The 19,348-nt window shown below is 64.6% G+C and carries 12 protein-coding genes and 1 tRNA gene; 5 read left to right on the plus strand and 8 right to left on the minus strand.

Annotated elements, in window-relative coordinates; translation table 11 throughout:
• Positions 1–134 precede the first annotated feature (134 nt).
• Positions 135–3,062, plus strand: coding sequence for a ribonucleoside-diphosphate reductase subunit alpha (locus C8D93_RS11015; RefSeq protein WP_110265251.1), 2,928 nt, complete (start codon positions 135–137; stop codon positions 3,060–3,062).
• Positions 3,063–3,157: 95 nt separating this feature from the next.
• On the plus strand, positions 3,158–3,598 hold the full coding sequence (locus C8D93_RS11020; protein WP_110265252.1) for a DUF2214 family protein: 441 nt from the start codon (positions 3,158–3,160) through the stop codon (positions 3,596–3,598).
• A 290-nt stretch (positions 3,599–3,888) separates the two neighbouring features.
• Here C8D93_RS11020 and C8D93_RS11025 read toward each other — a convergent pair.
• Positions 3,889–3,978 (minus strand) — tRNA-Ser (locus tag C8D93_RS11025).
• 160 nt (positions 3,979–4,138) lie between these two features.
• On the opposite strand from C8D93_RS11025, the gene mltF reads away from it, so the two are divergent.
• The 3 genes from mltF (at position 4,139) to C8D93_RS11040 (ending at position 8,354) form a co-directional block, all read left to right on the plus strand.
• Positions 4,139–5,632, plus strand: a complete 1,494-nt coding sequence (gene mltF / locus C8D93_RS11030; RefSeq protein WP_110265253.1) for a membrane-bound lytic murein transglycosylase MltF — start codon at positions 4,139–4,141, stop codon at positions 5,630–5,632.
• Between the two features lie 125 nt (positions 5,633–5,757).
• Entirely contained in the window at positions 5,758–7,809 is a 2,052-nt protein-coding gene (locus C8D93_RS11035; RefSeq protein ID WP_170123995.1) for an NADPH-dependent 2,4-dienoyl-CoA reductase, read from the plus strand.
• 92 nt (positions 7,810–7,901) lie between these two features.
• A complete protein-coding gene (locus tag C8D93_RS11040) occupies positions 7,902–8,354 on the plus strand; it encodes a hypothetical protein (protein WP_110265254.1) in 453 nt (150 codons plus the stop codon).
• Between the two features lie 43 nt (positions 8,355–8,397).
• On the opposite strand, the gene C8D93_RS11045 is transcribed toward C8D93_RS11040, so the two are convergent.
• From C8D93_RS11045 to gmd, 7 genes are all read right to left on the minus strand, one after another.
• Positions 8,398–9,129, minus strand: a complete 732-nt coding sequence (locus tag C8D93_RS11045; RefSeq protein ID WP_170123996.1) for a YjbF family lipoprotein — start codon at positions 9,127–9,129, stop codon at positions 8,398–8,400.
• On the minus strand, positions 9,119–11,233 hold the full coding sequence (locus C8D93_RS11050) for a YjbH domain-containing protein (RefSeq protein ID WP_110265256.1): 2,115 nt from the start codon (positions 11,231–11,233) through the stop codon (positions 9,119–9,121). Before C8D93_RS11050 ends, C8D93_RS11045 begins: the two co-directional genes overlap by 11 nt.
• Before the next feature lie 7 nt (positions 11,234–11,240).
• A complete protein-coding gene (locus C8D93_RS11055) occupies positions 11,241–12,044 on the minus strand; it encodes an SLBB domain-containing protein (RefSeq protein WP_110265257.1) in 804 nt (267 codons plus the stop codon).
• A gap of 1,473 nt (positions 12,045–13,517) precedes the next feature.
• Positions 13,518–15,770: a polysaccharide biosynthesis tyrosine autokinase gene (locus tag C8D93_RS11065; RefSeq protein ID WP_110265259.1), complete on the minus strand. Its 2,253-nt coding sequence runs from the start codon at positions 15,768–15,770 to the stop codon at positions 13,518–13,520.
• A 72-nt stretch (positions 15,771–15,842) separates the two neighbouring features.
• Positions 15,843–17,024, minus strand: coding sequence for a polysaccharide biosynthesis/export family protein (locus C8D93_RS11070; protein ID WP_110265260.1), 1,182 nt, complete (start codon positions 17,022–17,024; stop codon positions 15,843–15,845).
• A 225-nt stretch (positions 17,025–17,249) separates the two neighbouring features.
• Entirely contained in the window at positions 17,250–18,194 is a 945-nt protein-coding gene (fcl, locus tag C8D93_RS11075) for a GDP-L-fucose synthase (protein ID WP_110265261.1), read from the minus strand.
• A 6-nt stretch (positions 18,195–18,200) separates the two neighbouring features.
• Complete coding sequence (gene gmd / locus C8D93_RS11080; RefSeq protein WP_110265262.1) at positions 18,201–19,313, minus strand: GDP-mannose 4,6-dehydratase; 1,113 nt, start codon at positions 19,311–19,313, stop codon at positions 18,201–18,203.
• Positions 19,314–19,348: the final 35 nt, after the last annotated feature.

Here is a 19,348-nt window from a genome sequence, read left to right on the forward strand (position 1 = left end):
CACAACAGTTTGCGGTTGACGGGCTCGCGAACCACAAGATATGGTTACTCAACGAGCTGCGGGGCCCGATTCGGGCGTCGTGGCTCCACGATTTTCTGCCAGCGTTTTTGCTTTATCACGGGGAGCTCAATTCCATGCAGACCGATACCACGGTTGCTCCGTCCGAATCCCGCCGGCCGACCCCGACGATCCCTGCCGCCGGCACTGCCGAGCTGGCCGCCACCGCGCCCGGCGCGGTGAAGGTGATCCGTCGCAACGGCAAGGTGACGGCGTTCGACGCGTCCAAGATCCAGATTGCGATGACCAAGGCCTTTCTGGCCGTCGAGGGCGCGGCCGCGGCCGTGTCGGCGGCGATGCGCCAGAAGGTCGAAGCCCTGACCCAGCAGGTGGTCCAAGGCCTCACGCGCCACATCAGCGGCGGCGGCACCCTGCACATCGAGGACATCCAGGACCAGGTCGAGCTGGCGCTGATGCGCGCCGGCGAGCACAAGGTCGCGCGCGCCTATGTGCTCTACCGCGACGAGCAGCAGCGCAAGCGTGCGGCGGAGGCCGCCGCCCAGCCGGCCGCCGAGCGGCCGTCGCTGTCGATCACCCGCGACGACGGGTCGGTCGTGCCGCTCGACGAGGCGCGCATGCGCCGCGTCGTCACCGAGGCCTGCGACGGGCTGGCGGGCGTCAACGTCGACGAGGTCGTCAGCGCCGCGCTGCGCGATCTGTACGACGGCATGCCCGAAGCCGAGCTGGCGCAGGCGCTGACGCTGGCCGCGCGCGCGCGCATCGAGAAGGAGCCGAACTACACCTACGTCTCCGCGCGCCTGCTGCTCGACGCGCTGCGCCACGAGGCGCTGAAGTTCCTCGGCATGAGCGAAACGCGCCCGACGTTCGAGGAGATGAAGGGCCTGTACGCCGACTACTTCCGCGAGTACATCCACAAGGCCGTGTCGCTGGAGCTGCTCGACCCCAAGCTCGCGCTCTACGATCTGGACAGCCTCGGCAAGGCGCTGCTGGCAGAACGCGACGGCAAGTTCGACTACCTCGGCCTGCAGACGTTGTACGACCGCTATTTCATCCACAGCAACAAGACGCGCTTCGAACTGCCGCAGGCGTTCTTCATGCGCGTGGCGATGGGTCTGGCGATCAACGAGATCGACCGCGAGGCCAAGGCGATCGAGTTCTACCAGCTGCTGTCGAGCTTCGACTTCATGTCGAGCACGCCGACGCTGTTCAACTCCGGCACGCTGCGTCCGCAGCTGTCGAGCTGCTATCTCACCCAGGTGCCGGACGACCTGCACGGCATCTTCGGTGCGATCCACGACAACGCGATGCTGTCGAAGTTTGCCGGCGGCCTCGGCAACGACTGGACGCCGGTGCGCGGCATGGGTGGCTACATCAAGGGCACCAACGGCAAGTCCAATGGCGTCGTGCCGTTCATGAAGGTGGCCAACGATACCGCGGTGGCGGTCAACCAGGGCGGCAAGCGCAAGGGCGCGGTCTGCGGCTACCTGGAGACCTGGCATCGCGACATCGAGGAATTCCTCGAGCTGCGCAAGAACACCGGCGACGACCGCCGCCGCACGCACGACATGAACACGGCCAACTGGGTGCCGGACCTGTTCATGAAGCGCGTGATGGAAGAAGGCCAGTGGACGCTGTTCTCGCCCGAGGAAACCCCGGACCTGCACGATCTGGTCGGCGAGGCCTTCGAGCAGCGCTACGTCGCCTACGAGAAGCTCGCGGATGAAGGCCGGATCAAGAACTTCAAGCGGATGCCGGCGCTCAACCTCTGGCGCAAGATGCTCTCGATGCTGTTCGAGACCGGGCATCCCTGGGTCACGTTCAAGGACCCGTGCAACCTGCGCTCGCCGCAGCAGCACGTCGGCGTCGTGCACAGCTCCAACCTGTGCACCGAGATCACGCTCAACACCAAGGCCAACCAGGAGATCGCGGTCTGCAATCTCGGCTCGGTGAACCTGCCGGCGCACGTGACCGAGGATGGCAAGCTCGATACGGTCAAGCTCGAGAAGACCATCAGCACGGCGATGCGTATGCTCGACAACGTCATCGAGTACAACTACTACTCGGTGGCCACGGCGCGCAATTCCAACCTGCGCCACCGGCCGGTCGGCCTCGGCGTGATGGGCTTCAACGACGCGCTGTACAAGCTGCGCCTGCCCTACGAGTCGGACAAGGCGATCAGGTTCGCCGACGTGTCGATGGAAGCGATCAGCTACTACGCGATCAAGGCCAGCACGGATCTGGCGGCCGAGCGTGGGCGCTACTCGAGCTTCGAGGGCTCGCTGTGGAGCCAGGGCATCCTGCCGGTCGACTCGATCCGCATCCTCGCCGAGCAGCGCGGCGGCTACATCCAGCAGGACACCAGCGTCTCCGGCAACTTCGACTGGGACACGCTGCGCGAGCGCGTCCAGACCGTGGGCATGCGCAACTCCAACTGCATGGCCATCGCCCCGACCGCGACCATCGCCAACATCACCGGCGTGTCGCAGTCAATCGAGCCGACCTACCAGAACCTCTACGTGAAATCGAACCTCTCGGGCGAGTTCACGGTGGTCAACGAGTACCTGGTCAACGACCTCAAGAAGCTCGGTCTCTGGGACGAGGTCATGGCACACGACCTCAAGTACTTCGACGGCAGCGTGCAGAACATCGACCGCATCCCGCCCGAACTCAAGGACATCTACAAGTGCGCCTTCGAGATCGACGCCAAGCGCCTGGTCGATGCCGCCAGCCGCCGCCAGAAGTGGATCGACCAGGCGCAGTCGCTGAACCTGTACATGCGCGAGCCCAGCGGCAAGAAGCTCGACGAGTTGTACAAGCACGCCTGGGTCTCGGGACTGAAGACCACGTACTACCTGCGCACGATGGGCGCGACGCACGCCGAGAAGACGACGATCAGCGACAACCGCCTGAACGCGGTCGGCGGCAGCAACGGCAGTGTGACTGCCAAGCCCGCCCCGGCCGTCGCCGCGCCGGCGGCCGCGACCGACGTCGGCAGCGCCAAGGTGTGCTCGATCCTCGATCCGGACTGCGAGGCCTGTCAGTAGTCGACGAGTGTCGTACCCAGGCCCCCGCCGAGTGCGGGGGCTTTTTGTTGCGCGACTTCGCTTAGAGTGCGGTAATCCCCGAATCGAGTCGCGCCATGCTCACTGCTGTCCTGCTCCCCTGGCTGCACTACGTCGCCGTGATCATGATGGCCGGCACCCTGATGAGCGAACTGTATCTGCTCAAGCTGCGGCCGGACGCCGACACCGTGCGCCTGCTGGTGCGTGTCGATCGCATCTTCGGTGCGTCCGCCATCGCCGTACTGGCGACCGGTCTGCTGCGCGTTCCGCTCGCGCATGGCGGCAAGGGGCTGGCGTTCTACTTGAAGAACGGCGCTTTCCACGCAGCGCTGACATTGTTCGCCGTCGGGTTTGCGATCTCGGTCGCTCAGGCCGTGCGCCTGAATCGCTGGCGCGGTGTTCCCGCCGAGGCGGACTGGCGGAAAACCCGGATGTCCGTGCACGCCGGGCTGCTGATCATGGTCCTGTTGGCGGCGACGATGCCGATGATGGCGCGAGCAGTGGGGAGTTTTCAGTAGGCAGCGTGCGGCACGTGGAATGGAGGGCAAACGAAAAGCCCCGTTCAAGGGGATTTCTCGCGACGTCTCGCCGAGGGTGGGAACCTCGCGTCGGCTCGGCCATCCTGGCCTCGACGCGCTCGCCGGAGCAGGCCATCCATGCCCTGCCCTTCGGTCAAGGCGTCGGGAACGCCTTGACGTGAGCGCAGCGAAGCCGCAGGCGCGGCCCAAGGATGGGCCGCGCAATCCCACCCTCGCCTTCCACTTCACACAAATACAAAAGCCCCATTCAAGGGGCTTTTGTATTTGTGTGGCGGAGAGGGTGGGATTCGAACCCACGGTACGCTTGCACGTACGCCTGATTTCGAGTCAGGTACATTCGACCACTCTGCCACCTCTCCGTGACGGGGTGCTCATCGGACCTGGCGGGCGGTCTAGTCTACCGCCGGTCCTGTTTTCGCTTGCGGGTCCGGGAAACCCGGTGTGCTAGCGTGCGGTCTGAGCGGGCACCCTTGGAAGGGCTGCACGGTCCGGCCGCGTCGAGCAGGCCGCGTATTCTAAATGAACCTGAACACAAAACCTATCACCCGGCGATTCTCCACGGGCGGCCTCTGGCGGCTCGCGGTGATGCTGTGCGCGCTGGCCCTCGTCGGGCTCGCGGTGACCTGCTCGCCGCGCCAGAGCCTGCTCGAAGAGGTCCGGTCGCTGGGCGTGCTCAGGATGGCCACCGTCAACAGTCCGACGACCTACTACATCGATGCGAACGGCGAACCGGCGGGATTCGAGTACGACCTCGCCCTCGGCTTCGCGCAGACGCTTGGCGTCAGGCTCGAGGTGACCCTGGCCTCGAACCCCCCCGAGGCTGCGCAGATGACCCGCGATGGCCGGGTCCACCTGGCTGCTGCCGGCATCGGCGTGACCCGGATGCGCGCGCGCGCGCTGCGCTTCGCGCGCCCCCTGCAGACGGTCGTGCCGATGCTGGTGTACCGCAAGGGCGCGCGCGAACCGGAGAGCCTGGATGCGCTCGACGGCACGCTGCGGGTCGTCGCCGGCGGCGTCCATGCCGAGCACCTGCGGGCACTGCGTGTCGAGCAGTACCCGGAGCTGCGCTGGGAGGAAGCTCCCGATGTGGAAGCCGAGGAACTGCTGCTGGCCGTGGCCAACGGGGAACTCGACTACACCATCGCCAACTCCGACCTGATCGCGATCAACCGCCGCTACTACCCCGACCTGCGTACGGCGTTCCCGATCGCGGACTCGCAGGCACTGGCCTGGGCGTTCTCGGCGCAGCGGGACCGCAGCCTGCTGCGCGCCGCCGAGGACTACTTCGAGGAGCTCGGCGAAACCGAGCTCTCGCGCCTGCGCGACCGCTACTTCGGGCACGTCGAACAGGTCGACACCTACGGGGCGCTGACCCTGGCTACCCACGTCGAGACCCGGCTGCCCAAGTACCGGAAGCTGTTCGAGCAGGCTGCGGAGGTCACCGGGCTGGACTGGCGCCTGCTCGCCGCGATCGGCTACCAGGAGTCGCACTGGGACCCCGCCGCCGTCAGTCCGACGGGTGTGCGCGGCATCATGCAGCTGACCACCGCCACGGCGAAGCGCATGGAAGTTGCCAACCGTGAGGATCCGGCGCAGAGCATCATGGGCGGCTCCCGCTACATCCGCCTGCTGCTGGACAAGCTGCCGCCGGACATCACCGAACCGGACCGGACCTGGCTGGCCCTGGTCGCCTACAACATCGGCTACGGCCACCTGCTCGACGTCCAGGATCTCACCGCGCAGCAGGGCGGCGATCCGAAGCGCTGGCTCGACGTACGCGAACGCCTGCTGCTGCTGACGCAGAGCAAGTGGCACAGCAAGACCAAGTACGGCTACGCGCGTGGCCACGAGGCGCGGACCTACGTCGGCAACGTGCGCACCTACTACGACATGCTCGTCTGGATGACGGGCGTGCCCGCCGTGCCGCCGGAGCCGGCGGCCGAGCCGGCGCCGACACCGGCGCCCGAGCGACGCAACAAGGACCCGCTCGATATCGACTCGCCGATTCTGTGAGCACGCCACCCGACGCCAACGGCTGACCCTGCAGCCGGCGAAAATCCGCGTTACTGCCAAGGCCCGCGCCGCCGTGGGCGTTACCATCGTCGCTTTCCGATGCCAGTCCAGAAAAGGGGCCTCCCTTGACCAGCCGTCATCCCTACTCGCAGCTGCTGCAACCGCTCGACCTCGGCTTCACCACGCTGCGCAACCGCGTGCTGATGGGCTCGATGCATACCGGTCTCGAGGATCGCCAGAAGAACTTTCCCCGGCTCGCGGCCTATTTCGCCGAGCGTGCACGCGGCGAGGTCGGCCTGATGGTCACCGGCGGCTTCGCCCCCAACATCGAGGGCTGGCTGTTCCCGTTCGCATCGAAGCTGACGACGCACGGCGAGGCGCGCGCACACCGGCAGATCACCGATGCCGTGCATGCCGAAGGCGGCAAGATCGCCCTGCAGATCCTGCATGCCGGGCGCTACGGCTACACGCCCATTTCCGTCTCGGCCTCGCGCACGAAGTCACCGATCACGCCGTTCGCGCCGCGCGAACTGTCCAGCCGCGGCGTCGAGCGCCAGATCCGCGCGTTCGCACGTTGCGCAGCACTCGCCCGCGAGGCCGGCTACGACGGTGTCGAGGTGATGGGCTCCGAGGGCTACTTCATCAACCAGTTCCTCGTCGAGCACGTCAACAAGCGCACGGATGCCTGGGGCGGCAGCTTCGAAAAGCGCATGCGCCTGCCGGTGGAGATCGTCTCGCGCGTGCGCGAAGCGGTCGGACCGGACTTCATCATCGTCTACCGCCTGTCGATTCTCGACCTGATTCCCAACGGCCAGACCTGGGACGAAACGGTGCAGCTCGCCATCGCGATCGAGAAGGCCGGCGCGACGATCATCAACAGCGGCATCGGCTGGCACGAGGCGCGCATCCCGACGATCGCCACCTCGGTGCCGCGCGCCGCCTTCGCCTGGGTCACGCACAAGCTCAAGGATCACGTGCGCGTTCCGGTGTGCACGACCAACCGCATCAACGATCCGGCGGTGGCCGAACAGATTCTCGCCAGCGGCCAGGCCGACATGGTGTCGATGGCGCGACCGCTGCTGGCCGACGCCGACTTCGTGAAGAAGGCGCGCGAGCAGCGTGCCGACGAGATCAACACCTGCATCGCCTGCAATCAGGCCTGCCTCGACCACACCTTCAAGGCCAAGACCGCGAGCTGCCTGGTCAACCCGCGCGCCTGCCACGAGACCGAGCTGAACTACACGCCGACCGCGAAGGCCAAGCGCATCGCCGTCGTCGGTGCCGGCCCGGCGGGTCTGGCGGCAGCGACGGTGCTTGCCGAACGCGGCCATGCCGTCGACCTGTTCGACGCGGCAGCCGACATCGGCGGTCAGTTCAACATGGCCAAGCGCATCCCGGGCAAGGAAGAGTTCCACGAAACCCTGCGCTACTTCCGCCGAAAGCTCGAACTCACCGGCGTGGGTCTGCACCTGAACACCTACGTCGATGCGACGCGCCTGAAGGCAGGAGGCTACGACGAGGTACTGCTGGCCACCGGCGCGATCCCGCGCGATCCGAAGATCCCGGGCCAGAACGCGCAGCAGAAGGCCGGGCGCGTGCTCAGCTACATCGACGTACTCCTGCACAAGAAGCCGGTCGGGCAACGCGTGGCGGTGATCGGCGCCGGCGGCATCGGCTTCGACATCGCCGAGTACCTCGTCCACGAGGACCATTCGCCGACGCTGGATCTCGATGCCTGGAACCGCGAGTGGGGCGTCGACGATCCGCAGCGCTCGCGCGGCGGCCTGACCCGACCGGAGGTCGCACCGCCGGCGCGCAAGGTCACGCTGCTCCAGCGCAAGGCGGAAAGCCTCGGCAAGCGCCTGGGCAAGACCACCGGCTGGATTCATCGCGCGCAGCTGAAGATGAAGCAGGTCGAGATGATCGGCGGCGTCAACTACGAGTCGATCGACGAGCGTGGCCTGTTCGTCACCTTTGGCGAGAAGCGCGAGAAACCGACGCTGATCGAGGCCGATACCATCGTCCTGTGCACCGGCCAGGAGCCGCTGCGCGAGCTGCAGGGGCCGCTGGAGGCAGCCGGCGTCAAAGTCCATCTGATCGGCGGCGCCGACGTCGCCGCCGAACTCGATGCCAAACGCGCCATCAATCAGGCCTCGCGACTCGCGGCGACGCTCTGAGGCGTCTGGCCGGTGCGTCAATGACCTCTCAGGTCGTATCGCAACCGCAAGGATCGCAGTAGGCTGAGCGCCGGCGCAGCGAGGAGCAGGTCATGCCGGACAGAGACGATCGGGCGCAGGACCATCGGCCGCTTCACTGGTCGCTGCTGCTGTTCATGGCGGCCATGTCGCTGGGCAACGGCGTGCTGATGATCCTGTTCAGCGAGCAGTGGTATCTCTGCCTGATCACCCCCGAGCGCGCCAGCCTGTTCAATCCGCACTTCGTCGTCGATGTCGGCGCGGCCTACCTGACCGTCGGCACGGCGTTGCTCTGGGCGGCGCTGCGGCGGCAGGACGCCTTCCCGCTGGTGACGATGGCGCTGCTGTTCTCGCTGCTGCACGCGGGCAACCATGCCTACGAGTACCTCAGCTTCGGCAACCCGACGCGCCATGTCGTCGTCGAATTGCTGGGCATCTGGGCGCCGGTAGTGGTTCTCGGATGGCTCAGCCTTGCGTTGCGTCCGGACCGTCCCGGGCATCGGCTCGAGGACGAGCGCCTGATCTGACACCACCTCGGCAGGCCCCGGCGGTCTGCGGCTGACGTGAGGACTAGCGACTGTCGCGACGGTCCGGCGTCCGCACCCACTCAAGGACGATCGGCCGGCTGTCGGTACCGATCTGCGTGCTCATGCGCAGCAGGGAGCGCGTCCGTGGCTCGATCCAGTACAGGCGCCGGAACTCGCCGCGCTGGCCGGTCACCTGCACGCGCTCGCTGATCTTGATCGCCGGACCGGTGTACGCGAAGCCCTGGTAGATGACTTCCTGGACCTGTTCGGCCACCGCGCGCTGCTCGATCCACTCGCGCGATTCGGAGGTCTTGATCCAGACAACCGATGGATCGTACGGCTGAATCTCGTCGGTTTCGCCCTGGAGAAACGCCCACACCGCGCCGTCACGAACGGATTCCGACTCGATGATGTCGATGACCATGCCGTCGGTGAACCGTACGTGCGGCCCCTGCATCGCCAGCTTGACGCCGCCGCTGCCGATCCACAGGTCCTGCCCTCCCGGCAGCTTCTGCTCGGCAAGCAGGAACACCGCTTCCTCGGTACCGGCGAAGCGCACATAGAGCTGCGCGTACGGGATGTCTCGCAGACCCCGCAACTGCTCGCGGATCTCGGGCGAGATGTCATCCGAGAACACGTCGCGCGCCGCATCGACAAGCCCCGACGTGCCAACCAGGGCGTTGCAACCCGAGAGCAAGATGCCCACCAGCGTTACCGCGAGCAGCCAGGCCCGCGACCCGTGGCTCTGGACGCCCACCGATCGCTCAGCGTTCATGGATCGCCCCGGCGCTGTGATGCCCATAGACCGAGTACAGCGAGCGACCGTCATCGACCTTCTGCCCGCCGTCGCGTGACAGGAAGCGATAGTTGAGCGACAGCCCGTTGCCCTTCAGCCCCTTGTTGATCTGAGACAGAGGAAAGTACACATAGAATCCCTTGTCGAACGACCCTTCGCCGAACTCCGCCGACGAGGCATCCGTCTTGCTGGCAAAGACGCCGAAGCGCGCGCCGTTCCGGAACTCTCGCGCGACATCCAGGGTAACGCCCACATCGCGCGCCAGATAACGCCCGACGCTGGCCTGCACGACGATGCCCTCGATCGGTGCGCGGTAGTAGAACGTCAGATGTCCGGTCGCGACCTCGTAGTCGCGGAACTCGAATCCCTGGTCGTAGTCGCGTTGCTTGACGTAGTTGGCGTTGAGTGACAGCGCCCAGCGTCCGTTGTAGGGGCGATACAGGACTTCCGAGCCCACTCCGCCGAACATCTCCTCGAAGATGCCGGCCGAGATGCGGCCGTACCACTGCGATCCCAGCGGGAACAGCCAGTTGGCCTCAAGCTCCTCCAGGTACATGTCGCCACTGCCGGACTGGTAGAGTTCCAGGTCGCTACGTACGGGCGGCAAGCTGCCGGTACGTCCGGGGATCGTCACGTTGTCCAGATCATTGAGCAGACTGACGCCCACCGTGGACGTGAGGCTGAAGCTTCGAGTGAGCTGCACGGTCACGTAGGGCTTGAGCAACAGTTGTCCGACGAAGAACTCCGCCGGGCCGCCGATGTTCGAGCGGATGGCCGGTGACACGCCGTAAGCGAAGGTCGGATAGTTCAGCAGTCCGGAATAACGTGCACGGTCCAGCGCCCAGCCTTGACCCGCGGTGAACTCGCTGCGAGCCACCAGCTCATCCGGCGTCGCAAGGCCGCTGCCCTCGGCCTCGATCAGCCAGCGCGACGCCCGAATCCGTGCTGCCTCGGCGCCGCCGGCCATGCTGACGATGGTGATCGTACGCACACGCGCAGGCAGAAAGTTGGCGGCATGGCGCCCCACGAACTGCAGGACATAGAGCGGGTCGTCGGTGATCGCGTTGCTCTGCCAGATCGTGAACGTCTCGCCATCGGGCGTGAGGTCCATCGCATGCACGAAGAACCCGCTGTAGCGCAGCGTGTCGTACAACTGCTCCAGCCGCTGCTCCTCATCCGCAGGCAGGCGGCGCCGATAATTGGGGTGTGCCGTTTCATCGAGTACGGGCAGATACGCCTTGCCGCGAGGTTTCCTATTGACGCCGATCAGCGGGTGAATGCCCACTTTGAAAGCGAACGTATCGCCACGCAAGTATGAAGCACCCAGGGATGCGTAGTCCGACAGCGTGTAGCCGATACCGAAGTTCAGGCGCGTTCTCGGCTCAATCGCATTACCTGCCGGTTCATCGCTGTAGTCGTTACCTTCCACTTCCGCCAGGATCGACAGGCCTTGAACGAATCTCGGCCTCCAGACCAGGCTGCCGAACACCGCCACGTCTTCGCCCCTGAACCACGAGTCGTAGCTCAAGCTACCGGTGTTCTCGAACCCGCCGCCAAAGCCGGGCCGGTTGCGAAAGCGGTCGCTGACGGCCGTCAGCGGGTTCTCGAAGTCTCCCGCCCTTCCGAGGCGCCCCCAGCCAAGGCCCACCGACGCGTAGAAATCGAATACACGCTCGGACAGCACGACGTATTCACCGGACAGCCGCCCCGTCCCGCCCAGGTCAACCAGCCCTACGCTAAGCGCCGGCAGTGGCCCTCGGCCGTCGAAAAGGCGCACTGCAACGTCAAAGGCCTTGTCCCTGAAGCCCGTCCCCGGAGTTGCAGGTACATCCGTGATCTCCGTGTAACGCGCGTTGAAATTGAGCCAGTCGAAGGGCTGCAGATTCAGATAGAGCGTGTCGTACGGATCGAAGGACGAGATACCGAAGCCCAGGGAGCCTTCGGGCGCCATGAAAGCGGAGGGAGTCTGCAGCGCGCCGGGGAAGCCCGCCTGGCTCAGCCAGTCGTCGCCCGCACTGGCAATCGGAGGCAACGATCCGAGCAGGCCAGCGGCCAGCACGATCCGCACGACGGGACGCAACATCGGAAAACTACCGGCGTACGGTCACCGGCAGGCATGCCGGATCAGCGACGCCGAACAGCAGCAACGAGCCAGGGGGAATCGCCGTTGGCTGATAGTTCCAGAACCGTAACTTGAGTATCTGCGTCTCGCCGTCCGGCAGAACGAGCAGGTCGCGACTGAACCAACCGCGCCCGCTACCACCGGCCGCTTCGTAATAGTCGTCTCCCTGCATACCCGCCTCGTACAGCACGGGTCCCTCCCTCGACACGCGTCCACCTACGTAGGTGTAGGCGGGCCTTGGAGGAATGATCAGGACGTCGCCATCCATGAGTTTCGCGGCTTGACCGGCCCCGGTCTGCAGATCCGGCGCCGATAGTCTTACAGGTACGCGCACGAGTTCACGGCTGTAGATTGCCTCGGCCAGTTCGCCCGCCTTTGCCGAAGAGACTGCCGTACGGACTGCTTGCAAAGCCTGCTGTTCGGCCCCCGCGAGACAGAATCGATTCTGCGGCCCCGCATAGCCGATCGCGCTACGTGCCTTCCGCAGCAGGACCGCCCCGAACAAGTACGCGTCGTCTGTCAGCCCACCTGCCTGACGGATCGCATCCGGCAGATCAAGCTGCGCTTGGCGCAACAGGATCGTTCCCGGCGTCGATACGGAGCCGTGAATCTCGACAATGCCTCGGCTTGGTGGCTGGGGGACGAAGACATTGGCCGAACTGCCCAGAGGCACAAGCACTGCGACAAGCAGCGCCAAGAACCGGAATAGCCGGGGTCGGCGTCGTCGGGGAATCATTGCGGTACCGGGTCCCGATGCCAGCTCGGTGAACATGCGTGCATTGTAGCGATGAGTCGCGGCGAAGGCGGAAGCCGGTGAAAACAAAAGTCCGCCAGCGATCAACTGCGAGACGCCGCGCAGAACGCAAACGGGCTGGCGACCCTCGCCAGCCCGTTCTGCGACGCTCGCGCTCAGGGCCCTCCGGTACCGCCGGTGCCGCCCGAGCCGGTGCCTCCGGTCCCTCCCGTGCCAGTTCCGGTCGTCCCCCCCGTCGGTGTTGGCGTTGGCGGCGGCGGCGTGGGGGTCGGCGGCGGCGTGGCCGTCGGCGTAGGGACCACCGGTGTAGCCGTGGGCGTAGGTGTCGGAACTGGCGTCACCGTGGGCGTAGGTGTCGCTGTCGGACTAGCGGTTGCCGTCGGAGTCGGGGTCGGGCATGCGCCGTCTAGCTTTGGGCTAAGCCCATCAGGACACACAACGGGAGTCGGCGTTGCCGTAGCGGTCGGAGTAGCTGTAGCCGTCGGCGTTGCGGTGGCCGTCGGGGTCGCCGTCGGCGTTGCAGTGGCCGTCGGGGTCGCCGTCGGCGTTGCAGTGGCCGTCGGGGTCGCCGTCGGCGTTGCAGTGGCCGTCGGGGTAGGCGTTGCGGTGGCCGTCGGGGTCGCCGTCGGCGTTGCGGTGGCCGTCGGGGTAGGCGTGGCCGTCAGCGGAACATCATCGTCGACCAGACTCTCGCCGATAACCGTCAGTCCCAAAGCAAGTGCGACCATTCCGGTGATCTGAAGCGGAGTCGCCCCCGCGAATGCACCCAGCGACACGCCATTTGCGGCGAGTAGTGCGGCCCCGGATTCCGTTACCAGAAAGTTGCCGTTCTCAAGCTGCTCCATGAGCCCCTGCCGGACTGCTTCGTCGACGGTGAGGTTCATGCGCTGAGCCACCTGCCCCGCTTCCGGCGGCGTCAGTTCGCGCTCGGCGCGCACAACAGCTTGGGCCGAAGCCTCCCCTGCGTACATCGTTGCGGCGATCTGCCCGCCAACAAGCATGGCCGCAGTGGCTGCAATCAGCAACTTCTTATCCATTTTTTCCTTCCCCGCTCTGAAAGCCGTCGTTTGAAAAGGCATCCACGCCACGGATCGGTGAACCAGCGGCCTAACCTTCACACTATCCTGCAAACTCTAACATAACCGCTTGACATGACCGTGACCTTACTCACGCTCTGACAACACCGCCCCTGATCGCGGATCAGCGATATCCGTCGGAGCCCCTTGACCGCCGACGAACAACCTCACGACGAAGTATGCCGTTTCGGCTGCCAGGCTACTCGGCAGATAAGCCCGATCCAGTTGTACGCTTGACAGCACAGAACGGATGCTGGCCTCCTGCTGCGCCGGATGTGAAATACCGTAGTACTCCGCAGAGTGTCCAAATGCCGGATCCCGCACCGGCGGCATCATTTGTTGCGGCAATTCCTGTGCCAGAATTGACTGAGACGCAAGAAAGAGCCCGCTCGCCACTATCTTCCGTGACAAGCGATCAGGCTGCGCTCGACGGATAACTCTTGTACTGATAGGAATATCCATACCTGTATCCTGCGTAGCCCGTTCCCGGACGCCCCACTTGGTTGAAGATGGTTCCACTGACTTTCACGCCAGCGTTCTGCAATCTCGCCGCGGTTTCCTGAATCATCGGCATGGAATGTTCCCCAGCCTTGAGCACGAGCAACGTGCTTCCGGCCACCTTACCAACGATCGCTGCATCTGTCACAGCGAGAATCGGCGGCGTGTCGATGACGACGTAGTCGAAGTTCTGAGAAAGGGCCTTGACCAGCTCGGAGAAGTTGTCCGTGAGCAGCAGTTCTGCGGGATTCGGAGGAATCAAGCCAGTCGGTACGATCCAGAGTCCGTCGACAACCGTCCGCCGCAGGACGTCCTTGATGTCGGCCTGCCCTGCACAGTAGTCGGATAGGCCTGGGCTGCGCTGGCAGTTGACATACTCGTTCAGATGTCCGCGACGCAGGTCGCCGTCGACGACGACTACGCGCTTGCCGGACAGCGCCAGCACAGCACCGAGATTGACTGAAACGAAAGACTTTCCGAGCCCCGGGCCGGGGCCCGTCAACATCAGGACATTGTTCGCCGAATCCAGCATCGCGAAATGCAGCGAGGTGCGCAGACTCCGCAATGCCTCCACCGCGATGTTCTGGGGTTCGACGAATGCCAGCAGCTGCCCTTCGCCGTCACGGCCACGCCGGAGCAAGCGCCTCTGTACTGGAGTAAAGGGCACCGTCGCGTAGGTCGGTATGCCCAGTGTGCGCTCGACCTCGGATGGATCGCCGACGGCGGGACGAAGCGCCCGCCGCACGAAGATAGCCACAATGCCGGCAAACAGGCCCAGCAGCACGGACAGCGCGAGAATCAGCGGCACCTTGGGCTTCGATGGTTCGCGCGGATCCACGGCGTAGTCGACAATGCGTACGTTGCCGATCGTGCCCGCCTTGACCACCTGCAGCTCCTGATAGCTGTTAAGCAGGTTGGTATAGAGCGTTGTGTTGACTTCCACGTCGCGCGCCAACCGCAGGATTTCCTGCTGCGTCTCCGGAAGTCCCTTCACTCTTTCGGCGATCGTCTGCTGCTCGCTGCGCACGGACTGCAACTGGCGGTCGATCGCAACCATCGTGGGATGACTGGGCGTGAACCGCTGGAGAGCTTCAGCGCGCTTCTGCTCAAGTTGCAATCGAACGGTTTCAAGCTCCACGCTCTGCTGAAGGATCAGCTCGGTTTCCTTCGTCAGATCGGCCGACCCCTCACGCAGGCGGTAGCTGTTGAACGTAGCCTCAGCGCCTTCGAGCTTCTCGCGAATTTCCGGCAGCTGTGCCTCGAGAAATGACAGGGTCTGCGCCGCTTCGGCTGACCTGCGCTCGATATTCTGACGTTGGTACGCGATCATCAGGCGGTTAACGATCTCTCGAGCGAGTACCGGATCGGATGACGAGTAGGCCACCTGCAGAATCCCGCTGTCCTTGCCGCGCTCCGATACCCGGAGATCCGCCTGAATCCTCTCGATCGCGGCGGTCCGGTTCTCTCGCATCAATGTGAATGTGGTTCCCGGCGCGGCCACAAGGTCCTGCACGAAGACCACCACCTTCCTGCCCGAGAGCACCTGTCCCTCGACGCGTGCGCCAACGGCTCCGGCAAGCACGTCCCGCCCGTCGAAGCGCAGCACGAAACCTTGCTCGGTAACCTCCAGCTCGAATGGCTTGCCGATCAAGGCATTCGGAACGTCGAACGTCGACACCCGAACGAACTCCCCACCCCAGGCATAGCTGCGCAGGCCGAGGAACGCCGGGGCAACCTCCTGGTTGTCCGATTCGGCACGATGGCCTCGTGACATCGCCCTCCCAACCAGCGGGAAATAGTTGGGACGGGCGATGATCGCCAGCTGCAGCGAGTCGACCACCGAGCCGACGATCATGCGGCTCATGAGCAGCTCTACCTCGGCCGTTACGGCCGAGGGCTTGCCCATGAACTCCGCCATCTCTCCAAGAGCTGCGGTGAAACCGGACTCCTCCTTCTCGACCTGGACCAAGGCGTCCGCGTCGTACACGCGAGTGGCGGTCCATGCATAGAAGGCGCCAAACAGAAGAAACACGGCGGTGACCGCCAGCAGAATCCAGCGTCCTCCGGAGATCGCGCCGAGAAGCTCCTGCAGGTCGATTTCATCCTCGGCCGGTGCGAACGCGACTGCAGGCACATCCTGCTGCCCTGTCCTTGGCGAAACTGCATTCATAGTGATGAGATCTATCGGCGCCTCAAGGCCCACTGGCCGGGGGAACTCACAGCTGGTGTCGTGACCAGCCCCTTACTCGGTGAGCCTGTCGATCTGGAAGACAGCCGAAATCGTGGGCAGCAGCTGCCCGATGACCGAGTTGTACTTGGCAAAGCCCGTCGCCTTCACATAGACCACGTCTCGCGGGTGCAACACGAGCTCTCCCGCCAGCATCAGCCCCAGGGGGTTGTCGAGGTCGAGCGTGTAGATCGTCGGCAGGCGCCCTAGGGCAAAGGGACGGCGAAAAACCAGTACGCCCGAGTCATTGGAGCGAAGCTTGTCGAGTCCGCCCGCCTGCGCGAGGGCCTCGGTCAGAGTGGTCTTGCCCTGCTGCAACACGATCTGTTGCTGCTGCGTCGTTTCGCCCAGCACGAAGACCAGGTCGTTCGAGCTGTCGGGCACATGAACGATATCGCCGGCGATGAGGCGCGGATTGGACACCGGCCGGTCTCCCGAAAGCATGCCGGCCAGATCGAGCGGATAGCTGACGCCACCCCGGGTGAGAAGTACCCGACGGCGGCTCGCGCCCGACGCCAGCCCCCCCCGCTCATTGATCGCCTCGAGGACCCCTTTCGGCGTGTCGTCCAGTGTCACGGTGCCCGGAGACTCGACGTCGCCGGTGACCTGCACTCGCTGCGAACGGAAGGCGACCACGCGCGCATCGACCTGTGGACTCGTAATGACGCGCGAGATGCGCTGCGCGATGAATTCTCGCAGCTCCACGACTGTCATCCCCGCGACTTTGAATTCGCCGATGTAGGGATAGAACATGGTCCCTTCCGCCGAGACCAGCCGGCCGGCGTTCGCTACATCCGAGCGATCGCCCAGAGGGGTCGAAAGCTCAGGGTGGTCCCACACGACCACCAGGATGATGTCGCCAGGACCGATACGGTACTCCGGAGGGACTTGATCAGGCGTGATCTGCTGGAAGTCCGGCGGGAGTGGCGGCCATATCGTGTCTGTTTCCTGCCGGATCTGGGACAGCGACTGTCCTGAGACCTGGACGACTCGATAGCCGATCAGCTCGCCGTTATCGAGCTGTGCGCGATATTCGGTAACCCCTCCATCCTCGACCTTGGACTTGTTGCGGCCATCGATGCCGCCCACGCCGGTGACGTGCATGCCGGGAAGAATGGAGCAGGCCGACAGCAGTCCCGCAGCTAGCGCGGTCCACACGCTCCGAGCCAAGTTCATTGTGGTCCCCTTCTTATTCATGTGGCGCGCGCCCCTGATTCCGGTCGTGTACCCATATCGATTCTCGTGCCAACCGATCGCTTCCAGCCGCTGGCCCGATGCGGCATCCGTGTTCGAGCAGGCCAGCCCGCGTGCGCGGCAGCAGCGTAAAGCATCCCCAGTCTCCGATCAAAACCCGGATCCATACCGCACGAGACGCTCATGCTGAATTCCCCATCAAAGGAGGCCTTGAGCCCGGAGGGTCCCCTAGGCCCCACGAATACGACCTTCATTGTCCAGGAACCACGCATAGGTCTGCGCGATACCCTCGCGCAAGCCGATCTGCGCCCGCCAGCCCATCGCCAGCAACCGCGTCACGTCCATCAACTTGCGCGGCGTGCCATCTGGCTTGGTCAGGTCCTGGGTGATGTGGCCCGCATAGCCCACGACGGAGCGGATGATTTCTGCGAGGTCGCGAATGGTCACGTCCTCACCTACACCGACGTTGACGATGTCGTCGCCGGAGTAGTGGCGCATCAGGAACACAGCGGCGTCGCCCAGATCGTCCACATGCAGGAACTCCCTGCGCGGCGTGCCCGTCCCCCACATCACCACTTCGGAAGCGCCGTCGACCTTGGCTGCGTGGAACCGCCGTATCAGGGCCGGCAGAACGTGTGCGTTCTGCAGGTCGAAGTTGTCGCCTGGTCCGTACAGATTCGTCGGCATCAGGCTGATCGCGTCAAATCCGTACTGCCGCCGATACGCCTGGCACATCTTGATACCCGCGATCTTTGCAACGGCATACCACTCGTTCGTGGGTTCGAGTGCCCCGGTCAACAGGCACTCTTCCGGCATCGGCTGCGGTGCCAGCTTTGGATAGATGCAGGAAGACCCCAGGAACAGCAATTTCTTTGCGCCGTGCCGCCAGGCGGAATGAATGACGTTCGTCTGTATGGCGAGGTTGTCCCGGATGAATTCGGCGGGGTAGGCACTGTTCGCGTGAATGCCTCCGACCCTGGCAGCAGCCAGGAACACATAATCCGGGCGCTCGACCGAGAAGAAGTCCTCGACATCCGCTTGGCAGCTCAGATCCAGATCCCTGTGTGTGCGTAACAACAGGTTCTCGAAGCCCGCCTTCCGCAGTGCTCGAACGATCGCACCACCGGCAAGACCGCCGTGGCCTGCGACATAGATTTTGGACTGTGGCGACATCCCTGATTACTCGTGGTAGTCGAAGGCCTTGTAGCCGGCCTCCTTGACCATGCTGTCGCGCTTGGCGGCATTGAGGTCCTCAAGGACCATTTCCCGCACGAGCGACTCGAATGACGTGGTCGGCGTCCAGCCGAGCTTTTCGCGCGCCTTGCTCGGATCACCGAGCAGGGTCTCGACCTCGGCCGGGCGGAAGTAGCGCGGGTCGACCGCCACGATCTTCTGCCCGAGACGCAGCTGCAGCTCGGCATTGCCGACGGAGCCGACCACGCCAACCTCGTCGACCCCCTGCCCCGACCACTCGATGCCGATGCCGAGCTCTGCCGCAGCGCGCTCGACGAACTGGCGCACGGAGTACTGCACCCCGGTCGCGATGACGAAATCTTCCGGCTGGCCCTGCTGCAGCATCAGCCACTGCATCTCCACGTAATCCCGCGCGTGACCCCAGTCGCGCAGCGAGTTCATGTTGCCGAGGTACAGGCAATCCTGGAGACCCAGCGCAATCCGCGCCATGGCGCGCGTGATCTTGCGGGTGACGAAGGTCTCGCCGCGGATCGGACTCTCGTGATTGAAAAGAATGCCGTTGCAGGCATACATGCCGTACGACTCACGGTAGTTCACCGTGATCCAGTACGCGTACAGCTTGGCCACCGCGTAGGGCGAGCGGGGATAGAACGGCGTGGATTCCCGCTGCGGAATCTCCTGCACCTTGCCGAACAGCTCCGACGTCGACGCCTGGTAGAAGCGGGTCTTCTGCTCGAGACCGAGGATGCGGATGGCCTCCAGCAGGCGCAAGGTCCCTACTGCGTCGCTGTTGGCCGTGTACTCCGGACTCTCGAAGGACACCGCGACGTGGGACTGGGCACCGAGGTTGTAGATCTCGTCCGGCTGCACCTGCTGCACGACCCGGATCAGGTTGGTCGCATCCGTAAGGTCACCGTAGTGCAGGATGAAGTTCCGGTTCTCGATATGGGGGTCCTGGTACAGGTGATCGATGCGATCGGTATTGAACAGCGAAGCACGCCGCTTGATCCCGTGGACCTCGTAGCCCTTCCTGAGAAGAAACTCCGCAAGATAGGCGCCATCCTGTCCGGTGACGCCGGTAATCAGTGCACGTTTCATGAAAAAAGCCGTCACTCCCAGTCAATGTTTCGATG

Origin of the sequence: Sinimarinibacterium flocculans (assembly GCF_003201205.1) — a bacterium.
Lineage (GTDB): Bacteria > Pseudomonadota > Gammaproteobacteria > Nevskiales > Nevskiaceae > Solimonas > Solimonas flocculans.